This window comes from Caldalkalibacillus salinus, assembly GCF_016745835.1.
GTDB lineage: Bacteria > Bacillota > Bacilli > Caldalkalibacillales > JCM-10596 > Caldalkalibacillus_A > Caldalkalibacillus_A salinus.
In genome coordinates, this window is the sequence record NZ_JAERVL010000006.1 from 187917 (window position 1) to 202560 (window position 14644).

Here is a 14644-nt window from a genome sequence, read left to right on the forward strand (position 1 = left end):
CCCCACGCTATGGTGAATGGAGTTCACCTCTAAACCCTTCGCCTAGTACTTCGTTCGCGTTATGCACGATGACAAAGGCTTGAGGATCGTGCGCCCTTACGAGTGTCTTTAGCTTCGTCACCTCACGTTGATTGACCACACACATGAGGACGGGACGTTCACTTTCTGTATAGCCTCCCGTACCAGATAGCTTCGTGACACCGCGGTCTAAATCATTGAGGATCGCATTTCTGAGTTCGTTAGGCACACTGGAAATGATATAAGCCACCTTGGCGTAGCCTAGCCCCACTTGGACCATATCGATCGTTTTACTCGTGACCCATAGCCCTATCAGCGCGTATAACGCTAATTCCAAGTTGAAAAATATTGCAGCACTGGCTACGACCAAACCGTCCATCAGTAAAACGGCCACGCCTAAAGATAGGCCTGTATAGTGGTGGACGATCTGCGCGCCTAAGTCCGTTCCACCCGTGGACGCTTTGCCACGGAAGACGATACCGAGGCCTAAGCCGACACCGATTCCACCGAATAACGCGGCCAATAAAGGCTCCTGTGTGACAGGCTCTAAGTTCCGAGTGAAGTATACAGCAAAAGGCAAATAGATGGTCCCCATCAGTGTTTTAAGCCCAAATTGCTTACCTAGTACGAGTAATCCCAGTCCGAAAAAGGCGATGTTCAACACCCATTGTGTAATCGCAGGCTCTATATTGAGCACGTGTCCTACAACGGTACTGATCCCACTTACACCACCTGAAGCTATACCGTGGGGGAATAAAAACACATTAAAGGCCAGACCCACGATGGTCGCACCAATAAAAACGTTGAGATATTCCAGAAAAATTTGTAGTCCTCTGGGTCTCTGTGGTTGTTTTCGCTTTCTTTTATTGTCATTTTTTGTCAACATTTGTTTATCACCAGCTACGAGTATAACACGCGACTCCCCACGGGGTAAACCCGCTTTTACCCCTTTAAAGCGGGCCTTCAGAGACGTCGTGCTGTATTTTTACACCTGAATCAGATTCCTTTTCGAAGAGCATTCTTGACAATGAGATACACTTATAGGGTGTACGCCTTTGTCGAAAAATACTACATATAAAAAGAGTGCCAATCATATGATTGACACTCCGGTTGATTGAGTCGGATTTGTATTTAATCTAATCGTGATCGGAGGTAACTCTCAATAAATGGATCTAGTTCCCCATCCATCACCGCTTGCACGTTACCCGTTTCCATATTGGTACGATGGTCTTTGACCATACTGTACGGGTGGAAGACGTAGGAGCGAATTTGACTCCCCCAAGCGATATCCTTCTGTTCCCCCTTGATCTCGTTTAGTTCCTTCTGTTGCTCTTCTAGCTGTCTTTCATAAAGTCGACCTTTTAAAATTTTCATGGCGCGTTCTCTGTTTTTAATCTGGGAACGCTCAGATTGACACGTGACGACAACCCCCGTCGGCTCATGGGTAATGCGGACGGCTGAGTCCGTCGTGTTCACGTGCTGACCTCCAGCACCGCTGGCACGATACGTGTCGATTTTCAAGTCTTCTGTTCGAATATCAATATCGATGTCATCATCTAGCTCAGGCATGACGTGACAGGATACAAAGGACGTATGACGTCTTCCTGAGGCATCAAACGGCGAGATGCGAACGAGTCGATGCACCCCGCGCTCCGCTTTAAGAAAACCAAAAGCGTTATGCCCTTTAACGAGCAATGTGACACTTTTCACACCCGCTTCGTCTCCAGGAAGATAATCGAGTGTCTCAACTTTATAACCTTTACTTTCAGCCCATCTCGTGTACATTCTCAGTAGCATAGAGGCCCAATCTTGTGACTCTGTCCCACCTGCACCGGGATGAAGCTCAAGAATGGCACTATTGCGGTCATATTCTTCGCTCAATAACAGTTCAAGCTCAAAGGCCTCTAAGTCCAGCTTTAGCTGTTTCACACCTTCTAAGGCCTCTTTCAGCATGTCGTCATCGTTCTCTTCTTCAGCCAGACCCGTTAAGACCTCTATATCCTCTAGTTGTCCGTTTAATTTATGGTACGTATCGACACTAGACTTAAGGGCATTCGTCTCGTCGATCGTTTTCTGTGCTTTATCTTGGTCATCCCAAAAAGTCGGCTGAGACATGATTTCCTCAAGCTCTGCTACCCGACGCTCTTTTTCTTCGAGGTCAAAGAGACCCCCTTATTTCGTCTAGTTTCTTTTCTAATGGAACGAGGTCTTGTTTCACTTGAATGATATCCATAGAAAACACTCCTTTTTGTCCAGCATATACTCTGTTGTGTGTTTGTATTTATCGTATGCATGTGCCATAAAAAATGGTCTATTTCCCACAGCAATGCTTATACTTTCTGCCACTACCACAAGGGCAAGGTTCGTTTCGCCCAACTTTCGCTTCAGCTCGTACGGGGTCTTTCTTTTTTTGCTCTCCGTCTGGACGGACCGCTTCGCCTTCAGCTACTTTTTGCCTTTCGACATTCTGGTTGATTTGAGCCTTCATGACGTATGTGGCCACTTCTTCCTCAATCGCTTCAATCATAGCCTGGAACATTTCAAAACCTTCAAATTGGTAAGCGCGTAATGGATCCGTTTGGCCGTAGGCACGTAGATGAATCCCCTGTCGCAGTTGATCCATCGCATCGATGTGATCCATCCACTTCGTATCGACAGCACGTAGGACGACCACTTTTTCAAACTCGCGCATCATCTCCGTGCCGACCTCTTCTTCACGCTGATCGTAGATGGTTTTCAGTTTCTCGTGGAAAACCTCTATCATTTCTTCTGGCTCTTTCCCTTTGAGGTCACCAACGCTGATGGTCCCTTCATGGAAAAATGTGCTGTTAGCGTAATCGACAATGGCCTGCAAATCCCAATCCTCGGGTACTTCGCTTTGTGGCGTATGCAGGGACACGATCCGTTCAATCACACTTTTAATCATATTCTCAACGATTTCACGCATGTTACCTTGTTCAAGCACTTCGCGTCGTTGAGAGTAGATCACTTCACGTTGTTGGTTCATCACATCGTCGTATTGTAAAACGAAACGACGGGCGTCAAAGTTATGCCCTTCGACACGCTTTTGAGCCTGCTCCACAGCACGGGTAATCATCTTACTCTCGATCGGTTCATCTTCATCCATTCCTAGGCGATCCATCATACCCATGATATTCTCAGAGCCAAAACGTCTCATGAGTTCGTCTTCCATCGATAAGAAGAACTGGGTTGAACCAGGGTCACCTTGTCGGCCTGAACGTCCACGTAGCTGGTTATCAATACGGCGAGATTCATGGCGTTCTGTCCCGATAATGTGAAGCCCGCCTAGCTGCTCTACCCCTTCACCCAGGACGATGTCTGTCCCGCGCCCTGCCATGTTCGTGGCAATGGTGACCATGCCACGTTGACCAGCGTTTGAGATAATCTCCGCTTCTTTGGCATGGTGCTTAGCGTTAAGGACCTGGTGGGCAATCCCTTTTTTCTTTAATTCAGAGGATAAGTACTCTGACGTTTCAATAGAGATGGTTCCGACCAAGATCGGTTGTCCTCTTTTATGTCGTTCTTCAATTTCCTTTAGCACAGCACGGAACTTAGCGGCTTCCGTCTTATAGACCACATCCGCTAGGTCTTCTCTGATCATCGGTTTGTTCGTCGGAATCACATATACGTCTAAACCGTAAATCTTGCGAAATTCCTCTTCTTCCGTCTTAGCTGTACCGGTCATGCCTCCAAGCTTCTCGTACATGCGGAAGTAGTTCTGGAATGTGATCGTCGCTAAGGTCATACTTTCACGTTTAATTTCGAGGCCTTCCTTCGCCTCGATAGACTGATGCAATCCATCACTGTACCTGCGCCCGTGCATCAAACGACCCGTAAATTCATCGACGATGACCACTTCGCCATCTTCTACGACGTAATCTACATCACGTTTCATTAGGATGTTGGCTTTTAGGGCTTGGTTAATATGATGGTTAATCAGCACATTAGCATGGTCAAAAAGATTGTCTATATTAAAGAATTTTTCTGCTTTTGCCACACCTTCATCTGTGAGCATCACGTTCTTGGCCTTCTCATCGATGGTGAAGTCCTCTTCTTCCTTCAAGCGCGGCACTAATCGTGCCGCCGCTTGATAGTGGCTGGTTGTTTTTTGGGCTTGTCCTGAGATGATGAGTGGCGTTCTAGCCTCATCGACTAAGATACTATCCACTTCATCAATAATGGCATAATGTAACGGACGCTGAGTCATCTGTTCTTTGTATAACACCATATTATCTCTCAAATAGTCAAAACCGAACTCGTTGTTTGTCCCGTATGTGATGTCAGCTTGGTAGGCGGCACGTTTTTCTTCTGCACTCATCCCATTACTATTCAGTCCAACCGTTAAACCGAGAAAACCGTATAATTCACCCATAATCTCACTATCACGTTTGGCGAGGTAGTCATTGACCGTGATGACGTGGGCACCTTTACCCGTGAGCGCATTAAGATAGACAGGCAAAGTGGCCACGAGTGTCTTCCCTTCCCCTGTCTTCATTTCCGCTATTTCACCTTTGTGTAACACGATTCCACCGAGTAGCTGTACATCAAAGTGACGCATCTTCAATACACGCGTAGATGCTTCACGACAGACAGCGTAAGCTTCTGGGAGTATATCGTCTAGAGAAGTCCCTGAATTGTACTGTTCTTTAAACTGTTGGGTCTTCCCTTTAAGTTCGTCATCACTTAACTTAGAAATCTCTGGCTCTAAGCTATTAATCTGGTCAACTGTTTTTTGATACTTTTTAAGGTCGCGTTCAGTCGGGTCACCGAACATTCTTTTAACAATACCGAGCATGGTACCCTCTCCTTTATTGTGTACCGTTTATAAATTCTTTCGCATATCTCACAAGTGGTCTGACAGTGAAGTGGAATAGATCTCAGGTATGGAGGTATGCTCTCATTTCTCAATTCATATATCTATGTGTTTGCCATTCATGATGCATTTCAATCAACTTTAGAAAAATAAATGAAAAGTTCTTTAGACAGTTTTTCATATGCTATAAATTTTATCAGTTATTGGTTAAAAGAACAAGAAAGCCTTAGCCCCGCATTGGTGCACCTCATGCAGGGCTTAAGCAACCAAAAAGAACCAGCCGTGATAGCAATCACAACTGGTTCTCTTTCTCCTTAAGGAGACCTATGCCTCTCATCCCCTTTTATATACAATGTTAGCCGCCCTATACAGTGATGGTCCTATACAATGATAGGTCGCTCACCATCATTCACATCACTCTGGCTGTATGAGGCCATAACGTCCGTCTTTTCGTTTATACACCACGCTTACTTTATCCTCTTCTGAATCATTAAAGACGAAGAAGTTATGTCCCAGTAAATCCATTTGTAACACGGCTTCCTCGGCATCCATGGGCTTTAAATTAAAACGTTTGGTCCGGACGATATCAATTTGGTCTTCATCCTCTTCTTCCTCTGTATAGTAATCTAATGCAGGAGCGGTACTGTCTAAAGACATATATTTGACACTCTGGGCTTCGTTTTTAAACCTGCGATTCACTTTTGTTTTGTGTTTTCTAATCTGCCTCTCTAGTTTTTCCACAACCAAATCAATGGCCGCGTACATATCTTCGTGTTTTTCTTCAGCTCTTAAGAGTAGCTTTGTCATAGGAATAGTGACTTCCACGTTGTGTTGTTCCTTGGTCAGTACTTTCATGGTTACATGTACATCGGAGGTCAGGTCTTCTGAAAAATATCGATCCAGGCGACCTATTTTCTTCTCAACGTAATCTCTTAGCGCCGCAGTCACTTCAATGTTGTCTCCCCTTACGTTAAATTGCATGTTGATTCCTCCTCTCGTATTTCTAATACTATTCCCTACTCGCAGAAAAATTCCTTCCTTTAAACTGAATTTTTAGAAAAATACATTTTCTTCAAATTCTCCACAGAACATACGTCCAAATACGAGCTTTTATGCCCGTAATTTCGGGTTATGCACATTTTTGTCCACATTATCCACAACATTTTGTTCACATTATAGAAGTTATGCACACCCCCTGGGGAAAATTTAGTGGAAACTAGGGTTAATTAGACGAGATAGCCCCGTATAAGGAACAACGGGCTCTATTCTTCCTTACTAAGGCTATACCCTTAATAAACAAGCCTATAAACATCAACTTATCCACATTGCTCTACTGGTAGATAAACCCTTCAGCACATCCCCTTTATCTCATATATCAGTAAACTAGCTTTCTCATAGTTATTCTAGAACCTAAAAAAGGATGTTAAATCATTGTTCTGATCTAACATCCTTGATAAAAAGTTATTTTGCGTTATCCCTGGCTAGGGGTACCTGTACCGTATTGTTGTTGGCGATTGACTTTAAGCGCTTCCTTCCACGTATCCCTGAACTGTACGACAAAGTCTTCTACTTCATTTAGGATAGCAGTGTCGTTGTTAAGATTCGCTTCGATTAAGCGCTGGTTAAGGTAGTCATACAGCTGCATCATAGATTGAGATATTTCCATATCGGTATTGAGTGTCACCATGAGCTCTTCTATAATCTTTTGAGCTTTAATCATATTGGTGTTCTTATCTTGATACCGCTCTTCTATCATGGCTTGTCTTCCTTGTTTAATAAACTTGAGACATCCGTTATATAGCATCAAAGTCAGGTCTCCGGGTGACGCTGTGTTCATGGCATTCTGTTGATACGTTTGATATGGATTGTTGATAGACATTAGGACGTCCTCCTTCCAATAGCCATTACTTTCGTTTATCGAAAAATGCCCCATCCGTGTTACTCGGGGGTTGAGAAGCATGATGATATTTTTGACTCATATGTTTGCCTTGCTGGAATCGGCGCAGTTGATTGGCAAACTGATCGTACACTTGCTGTAAGCTGGTTTGTAGCTGTTGGTCTAGTGTCTGTAACTGTTGAAGCAGCTTTCGTTCTCGCTCATTCCAGTGGCCTCGACGTTTTAAAAAGATCGGTTTTGCATTTTCTAGTTGCTTATCCCGTTGATCAATCATTTTTTCTAATTCGAGTAATACGTGATCCTCATTGTCCGCCATGTTTTGAGATATTGTCTTGGTCTGCTGCTGTATTTGGGTCGTTAGTTCATACAACTCATGCAGTTCTGGTTGAACCTCTTCGCTCATTATACGCCTCCAAACATGTTCTCCGTCATCCAAGCACTCTGTGCATTGGCTTGGTTAATGGCCCGCTCCATGGCAGTAAACTGACGCCAATATCGGTCTTCTATTTCAACTAAACGGTTCTCCCAACGTTGCATTTGGTTGTCAATGCGATCAATATTACGCCCAAGGGTCGACTGATCCCCTGCTGTGATGCCCTGAGAACCCGCTTTTTGTGTTAAACGATCGTTTAAAATATTGATTTCCTCATTTAATCGGCGACCTAAGCCTGATGTTTCTGATGAATCTCCATTCTTCGTAAACAGGTTCATCACCTCTTCAGGGCGATCTGTTAACGCTTCTCTTAATTTACCTTCGTCAATGTGCAAACGGCCACCTTCACGGTAATCTCCAGTGGTAATTCCGATTTCGGACAATTGCTTGATCTCACCTTCGTTCATACCCTGAACAGGATCTGATAAGGCGCGGCGAAAGGAGGTCAATGCGTTTCTGAGTGAAGCGTCGTTACGCAACAGCCCACTCTGCGCTTTCTCATCCCACTGTTCTTGCTCACGCTCAGACATGGCTTGTCTTTGCTCATCCGTTAAAGGTGGGAAGTCTCTATATTGCGGCTCTCTCAGTTTGGTTTCAATATCGGTGATAAACTCATTGTACTGATCCACAAAGCCTCTAATCGATTCCACGACTGAATTCGTATCACGTTCGACCGTTAGCGTTGCCACTTGGCTCGGGTCGGCTTGATGTAAGTTAAGGTTCAACCCGTTGACACTCACCTGATTGGAGGTTAAATCATTAATTTCCACGCCGTCAAAGGTGATATGGCCATACTGTCCTGTGGCGCTAAGTTGCGGTGTCTCCTCAGGCTGCGCACCAAAGATATGCTCCCGTACGAAAGCGGTGTCCTCAAAGGTGAACCCCTGATTTCCACCCTGTTCCTTGGTGGAAAAGAAAAAGTGTGAAGTCGTATCGTCAAAGGAAGCACGTACCCCTAGCGATTGGCCATCAGCGTCTGTAGCTTGGGCAATTTTTCGTGCAAGTGACGTGTATGTATCCTCGTCTGTCACTGTAATGTCAGCGGTCTGCCCTTGTTCGTTAGACAGCTGAAAGGTCTGTGTTTCTCCCTCGGCTAGGACTTTATCTGATCCTGTAACCGCTTGTCCATTCTGTTGAACCGCGTTCATTGATGTTAGCTTTGCCACCTTTGCCATTTCATGAACTTCAACGCTGTATGTGCCAGGCGCAGCATCCCCTGTCGCTGAGGCTGTGACTAGCGATGAGTGAGTGGATTGCACATCATAAGCCTTAAACGTTGATTGAAAACGAAGGTTGTTCGTCTCACTACGGAAACTCATTAATCCCAGGTTGACTTCACGATACGCATCCCGTTGCCATTCTACTTTTTGCTTTTGTTGAAACAAACGGTCCAAAGGGGCTCGCTCTGCTTTCATCAAATCACGAACCATCGAGTCTATGTCTAAACCTGAAGCTAATCCGCCAATTCTCATGTCCATCTCTCCCTTCTATATCTTCTCATCTATTACTAATCCAGCGAGCTCTTGTAATTTCTCGACCATGTCTAAAAACTTCTTGGATGGTACTTCTTTGAGGACTTCATCCGTTTCAGAATCACGTATTTCCACGTAATATTCATTTAATCCCTCATGGAGCTGAAAGGATAAATGTGTATGTGTGACTTGAAAAAAGCGATTCGCACCTGCCACTAGGGATGCTAGTTCCTCCGGTGTGGCGGATGGATACGCTCCTTCGGGTGCTTCCTGTTTATGTTCAGTGCGTTGTATGTTGTTCTCTTGAAATTGCGGTGATGTATGCGTTCTATATGATGAGGTTTTAATCACGTTGGTGATTTCACTCATGCTCATCCCTGCCTCTCAAAAACGTGTTCTTATGATTTATATCGGTCATTTCGTATTGAGATTTAACGCTCATGAAGAAAAAAGCTTTTGTTTTTGATGAGAAAAAAAACAGTGTGCCCCGGGTGGAACCGGAACACACTGTGTGTTGCTATATCTCGTATTATCTTTGTTAAAAAGCGCTATCTACAGAAAGCGTAAACGTTACATCTTCCCCAGACCACAAGGCCACATAAATGTAACGCGTACCTGCTGGAACAGCACCCGATTCATCAGCAGCGGACGTCCCTACACCACTGATGAGGTTATAGTGCTCATCGTAGAAGTATAAATCAAAGTCGTAGGCGCCATCTGAATCACCAACGACGGTAGCGGTCGATAATCCTTGAGCATGTGCTTGAGGAATTTCGACGACATAGCCATCCGTTCCTTGTGAAGCAGGCTCAGGATTCTGAGTGCTTGTAAATTCGTTCTCAGTCACACCCAGGCTCACATCTGAACCGATGAGCCAATAACCCAATCCATTACCAGGATTACCCGCTAAGACATGGCCAGTCGTTTCAAAGGAAGGTTCCGCTTCGATTGATATCGGCTCTAGCTTGACTTTTTGATCTGAGAAGACCTGCACATCAGCGACTTGGACGTATCCCGTTGAATCTGCATGGGTGTTTTTGGCAATAAGCTTCACGTATTTGGCTTTTTCAGGCTTGTCCAGATCCCAACCTCTATAGTTCAGATCAGCGGAGGTTGGACGTGGATCAGCCGCATCAAACGTATCTGCTATGACGGTTGTCCACTCCGAACCGTCGCTAGAGACTTGGACTTCAAAGTCTTTTAGTGTGGCAAATCTTGCGCCCCCTACATCCGTGAAGGCATTAATCTGAACGTGTGAGATGCGCCGTGTTTTATCTCCCGCTAGTTCTATCACGAATTCAGCGCCTTCAAATCCATTCTCGTTAACAGCAGAGGCGTAAACTGAACCGGCCGTATCATCAATGGCAAATGTAGCAGGGTTACTGCTTTGCTCACTCGTCACAGATGAGATACTTGCGCCTATGGCACTCGATGCAAGGTTCGGTTGTAGCACGATATCATAAGCATTGGCCTCACCCGCATCAATGCTCACGTCCTTAATCGTCCGTGAACCGAATCCTTTGGCTTGAATCGTGATATCATATGTGCCTTCAACCATCGGAATCGAAAATCCACCGTTCTCGCCACTAACGGCAGTTGGCGTCGTCCGTGCTTCGTACTGACCTACAATGATATTAGCGTCTGCGATAGGTTCTTTTGTTCCACTATGAATGACCTGTCCCACTAATGTGCCGTTACGCTCCTCATCGGGATGATTGAAGCCAGGCGTTGGGTTCGTGTCATTCGCGCCCAGTGCGTGTGCATCTGCACCCAACCCACGTTGAGCAAAAGTTGTCCATAAAAGGTCATGGTGTGCGGCGTCATAGCGCTCGACATCTGCCGTTATGATCGCTGTTCGCATATCAACCATCGATGGGCTTGGAACAGAGATGGGCATAGCGTCTGTGACGAGTTGCTCGGCGATGTGAGCCCCCTCTTGCTCTCCATACTCAGCCACAAGAGCGTCACGCACATGCCAGAGAATAGCCGCCCAGATGCCGCCATCCGCATGCACTTGAGGGCCTGTTAAGTCATACCCCACGTCGCCATAGTTATAAGGCGCATCAGATAAAGCGTAGTTACGGATGCCGCGCTCATGGTTGCCTGTTACATATTTACCTACGACAGGGTCTGTCTCAAGGCCATTGGAGATGAGATATGACATGCCATACCAGTCACCCCATCCTTCGCCCATCGCACCTGCTTGATGGCCACTAAGTGATTCACCACCAGCCACGAGCCTGTTCGTTAGCGCGTGCGCGTATTCATGGTAAATAACACTGGCATCGTAGTCACCATCTACATACGGGCCATTAAAGGCACCTGGTATAGGTTCCCACAAAAACATACCACTCCAAGACGGGAAGCCGTCAGGTAAGGTCAGCATATACGCATTATTACGACCGGTGTATAATGGGTCACCTCCTGTTGATGCACCCGCTTGTGCCATCCCGAATATAGGGTCACCTTCATTTCCACCTTTTCCGAAATTACTCACTTGTAGGTTTCCGGCAGGCTCAACCCACCCTAACTTGTACGTGTGGTCATGGAAAAGATTATGGTGGTAAAACAAGTTAGCGATCGCACTATTGACATCCTCGGCGTAAGATGGTGGGACGACCTCACCTTCCGCTTCTTGCCAAGCGTTTGTGAAGGGGTAGTTAAATTGTCCTAGTGGGTCCAAAGGACGTACGACCCCACCCTCAGGGACTAAAAAGTTGCTCCAATTAGCGTACGCATTTGCGTTGTTCCCAAAAGTCGTCACGCCCGTTTCAGAAGTAGGGAATACCCATCCTTCTGGCGATGCTTCCGGGTCACCAACGAAAGGTCTTAAGACTTGCTCCCCTCCGGCCGGGGCACCAGGATAATTTTCAAAAATAAGGCCCTGTGCTTCATTAACATCATCGACGAGTGAACGTTCATAAAGCCGTTCGCCTGTCACCCCATCGATGACGATCTCATGACCGACGTTCAGTTCTTCTATCAATAAAACACGGTAGGCTGGACGCACACTATCATGCGTTAAAAAGACGGCCTTTTTCACACGTTGCTCTGTCGGCAATACGTCACCACCAGCAAACTCTTCCCATCCATGCTGTGTGCCTAGATGTTCGGGTTCGTAATCTATGCCAGGCAGTTCCATATCAAGTACGCGTAAAAGGGCCTCCGATTCGGTCAATGAGAAATCGGCCTCTAACTTCCCTGAAGGCCTCGCATTGCTGGCGACGGATAAGATTTTACCGTCCTCATTCACAGCCACATTGATTCGCCCACCAAACACCGAGGCAATGCCATCAAATGTTTGTTGGAATGTAATCGGATTTAACCCTGTTCCAGGCATTTCATAGTTCCTTCGAACCTGTAACTGATTAATATCCGTTTCATTTAACCCAAAAAGCTGTGCGTGTTCTTTTAACCAGTTCCGTGCAATATCCTCAGGCTCTCCCTCAGCTGAGTCTGTTAGATAGCCTTTATCTTTGGTGATCATAGCAGGGGTCCCAAACGTATGATTCCAACTGATTTGCAAACCTGTTCCAACAGTGCTAGACAGCTGCTTCGCTGCCTCTAACTGTGATTCCATTGGTAGAACTTTAGGGTCATCGGTTCGTACGTCAAACCCTCCATGTTCATGATCATGCTCGTCCATCACATTTGCAACAACAAAGGAGTCGTTCTTGTTGGCTTGTGCCTCTGTCATCTGTGGTGTGAATGCTTGTGTCACAATGAGACCTAAAGACAACGTAGTCAAACTGACTGTTTTAAATATTCCCACATTTTTGCCTCCTTTTGTTTTATTTAGAGTAGCTAAATAGACTCTATTATCATTTTAGTGCACATGACGAGAACATGGCTATTGTTCTAAAGTTGTAATCTTCTGAAAGTGAGTGCGACCCTTGACCCAAATTCACGACATGGCATTCATCGTTAGTGATTAAAATGAAAGCAAGTTAGCTGTTTATAAAGGATGTTAGGTTGTGGGGGTCTCATCTCATCTCACGGCCGCTCTTATGTAGATCAGCAAAAAAGAAGCCAGCCGTAATTGAAGCATCACGACTGACTTCTATTAAAGTGATTCTATATAAGGGCTATAGTGCACTATCTAGACTATTTAGCACGATGCTTCTATCTATGACGTTTATTGTTATGCTTCGGTTCCGATTGTTTTACGGAAACGGTCGTAGACCCAAGTACTAGGTCGCCATCGACGTACGCGCTAAATTCAACGTGTTTCTGCCCTTCATCTCCCCAATCCAAGTCTTCACGGTCAAACCTGAATATACCTTTCTGCGCTTGTCTCTCAGACCCTCTGCCATTATGAATCGCTTCAACGCCGTTTAAGGTCACGGTGTCTAAATCAACAAGCTCAATGTCAAACGGCTCTGGTAGCGTAACTTGGACTGTTATGATGCCGTCATTTGGTTTAACGACTTGCGGTCTTACTTCAATGTCTGCTGGAACATACACGACGATGTCTTTCTCAAGTGAGGTTGTCCAACCGGCTTCATCCGTCACGTCTAGTTGAAGTGTGTAGTTGCCAGGTTGGTCTAATGTGATGAAATCACCTTTATTCACTTGCTCCCCATTGATGGTAAAGACTTCTTCCGCCACACCTGACAGGTTGTCTGTTGCCTCATAAGCCACCTCTAGTTCCGTTCCCAGCTCATAGTATTCAACGTCATCCCATGTGACGACAGGGGCAGTGAGGTCGATCTTCACTTCTTCCACATGCTCTTCCTCTACGTTCCCAGCCACGTCTACACTGTAGTAACGGACTTCATGGACGCCTTCTTCTTCTATCGTGAAGTGCGTGCCCTCTGTAAACTCACCACCGTTGACTGCATAATAGGTGCTTTCGACACCACTTAAGTTGTCCTCGCCTGTGAGTTCTACTGTAAAGCTGGCGTTGTGCCACTCATCTGTGATGTTTGACGTGGTCGTTGGGGAGGTGAGGTCGATCTTTACCTCTTCTACCTGCTCTTCCTCTACGTTCCCAGCCACGTCTACACTGTAGTAACGGACTTCATGGATGCCTTCTTCTTCTAGCGTGAAGTGTGTCCCCTCTGTAAACTCACCACCGTTGACTGCATAATAGGTGCGTTCGACACCACTTAAGTTGGCCTCGCCTGTGAGTTCTACTGCAAAGCTGGCGTTGTGCCACTCATCTGTGATGTTAGACGTTGTCGTTGGGGAGGTGAGGTCGATCTTCACCTCTTCCACATGCTCTTCCTCTACGTTCCCAGCCACGTCTACACTGTAATAACGGACTTCATGGATGCCTTCTTCTTCTAGCGTGAAGTGTGTGCCCTCTGTAAACTCAGCACCGTTGACTGCATAGTAGGTGCTTTCGACACTACTCTTGTCATCCGTGGCTGTGAGTTCTACTGTAACGCTGTCGTTGGTCCACTCATCTGTGATCTTAGACGTGGTCGTTGGGGCGGTGAGGTCGATCTTCACTTCTTCCACCTGCTCTTCCTCTACGGTCCCAGCCACGTCTACACTGTAGTAACGGACTTCATGGAGGCCTTCTTCTTCTAGCGTGAAGTGAGTGCCCTCTGTAAACACAGCACAGTTGACTGCATATTAGGTGCTTTCGACACTACTCTTGTCATCCGTGGCTGTGAGTTCTACTGTAAAGCTGGCGTTGTGCCACTCATCTGTGATATTAGACGTTGTCGTTGGGGCGGTGAGGTCGATCTTCACCTCTTCTACATGCTCTTCCTCTACGTTCCCAGCCACGTCTACACTGTACTAACGGACTTCATGGACGCCTTCTTCTTCTATCGTGAAGTGAGTGCCCTCTGTAAACTCACCACCGTTGACTGCATTATAGGTGCTTTCAACACCACTCTTGTCATCCGTGGCTGTGAGTTCTACTGTAACGCTGTCGTTGGTCCACTCATCTGTGATCTTAGACGTGGTCGTTGGGGCGGTGAGGTCGATCTTCACCTCTTCTACATGCTCTTCCTCTACGTTCCCAGCCACGTCTACAC

At 46.0% G+C, this 14644-nt stretch carries 12 protein-coding genes; all 12 read right to left on the minus strand.

Annotation, left to right across the window (positions count from 1 at the left end):
• Positions 1-7: 7 nt before the first annotated feature.
• Positions 8-904, minus strand: a complete 897-nt coding sequence (locus JKM87_RS06790) for a YitT family protein (RefSeq protein WP_202079321.1) — start codon at positions 902-904, stop codon at positions 8-10.
• A 245-nt stretch (positions 905-1149) separates the two neighbouring features.
• A protein-coding gene (prfB, locus tag JKM87_RS06795) for a peptide chain release factor 2 (protein WP_202079323.1) occupies positions 1150-2251 on the minus strand; the annotation gives its coding sequence in 2 pieces (ribosomal slippage) (positions 1150-2178 and positions 2180-2251; 1101 coding nt in all).
• Between the two features lie 78 nt (positions 2252-2329).
• A complete protein-coding gene (gene secA / locus JKM87_RS06800; RefSeq protein ID WP_202079325.1) occupies positions 2330-4834 on the minus strand; it encodes a preprotein translocase subunit SecA in 2505 nt (834 codons plus the stop codon).
• 432 nt (positions 4835-5266) lie between these two features.
• Positions 5267-5833: a ribosome hibernation-promoting factor, HPF/YfiA family gene (gene hpf / locus JKM87_RS06805; RefSeq protein ID WP_202079327.1), complete on the minus strand. Its 567-nt coding sequence runs from the start codon at positions 5831-5833 to the stop codon at positions 5267-5269.
• A gap of 490 nt (positions 5834-6323) precedes the next feature.
• Positions 6324-6731: a flagellar export chaperone FliS gene (gene fliS / locus JKM87_RS06810; RefSeq protein WP_202079329.1), complete on the minus strand. Its 408-nt coding sequence runs from the start codon at positions 6729-6731 to the stop codon at positions 6324-6326.
• A gap of 25 nt (positions 6732-6756) precedes the next feature.
• Positions 6757-7152, minus strand: a complete 396-nt coding sequence (gene fliT, locus JKM87_RS06815) for a flagellar protein FliT (protein WP_202079331.1) — start codon at positions 7150-7152, stop codon at positions 6757-6759.
• Positions 7152-8654: a flagellar filament capping protein FliD gene (fliD, locus tag JKM87_RS06820; RefSeq protein WP_202079333.1), complete on the minus strand. Its 1503-nt coding sequence runs from the start codon at positions 8652-8654 to the stop codon at positions 7152-7154. The genes fliT and fliD overlap by 1 nt, the downstream gene beginning before the upstream one ends.
• 15 nt (positions 8655-8669) lie before the next feature.
• Positions 8670-9023 (minus strand): flagellar protein FlaG, encoded by a 354-nt coding sequence (locus tag JKM87_RS06825; RefSeq protein ID WP_202079335.1) that lies wholly within the window; start codon positions 9021-9023, stop codon positions 8670-8672.
• 169 nt (positions 9024-9192) lie between these two features.
• Positions 9193-12426 carry a M36 family metallopeptidase gene (locus JKM87_RS06830; RefSeq protein WP_336885142.1) on the minus strand — a complete coding sequence of 1078 codons (3234 nt, stop codon included), beginning with the start codon at positions 12424-12426 and terminating at the stop codon, positions 9193-9195.
• Between the two features lie 350 nt (positions 12427-12776).
• Positions 12777-14216 (minus strand): OmpL47-type beta-barrel domain-containing protein, encoded by a 1440-nt coding sequence (locus JKM87_RS06835; RefSeq protein ID WP_202079338.1) that lies wholly within the window; start codon positions 14214-14216, stop codon positions 12777-12779.
• An 18-nt stretch (positions 14217-14234) separates the two neighbouring features.
• The gene (locus tag JKM87_RS06840) at positions 14235-14390 is read right to left on the minus strand and encodes a hypothetical protein (RefSeq protein ID WP_202079339.1); all 156 of its coding nucleotides are present in this window, start codon (positions 14388-14390) and stop codon (positions 14235-14237) included.
• A 12-nt stretch (positions 14391-14402) separates the two neighbouring features.
• Positions 14403-14636, minus strand: coding sequence for an OmpL47-type beta-barrel domain-containing protein (locus tag JKM87_RS06845; protein ID WP_202079341.1), 234 nt, complete (start codon positions 14634-14636; stop codon positions 14403-14405).
• Positions 14637-14644: the final 8 nt, after the last annotated feature.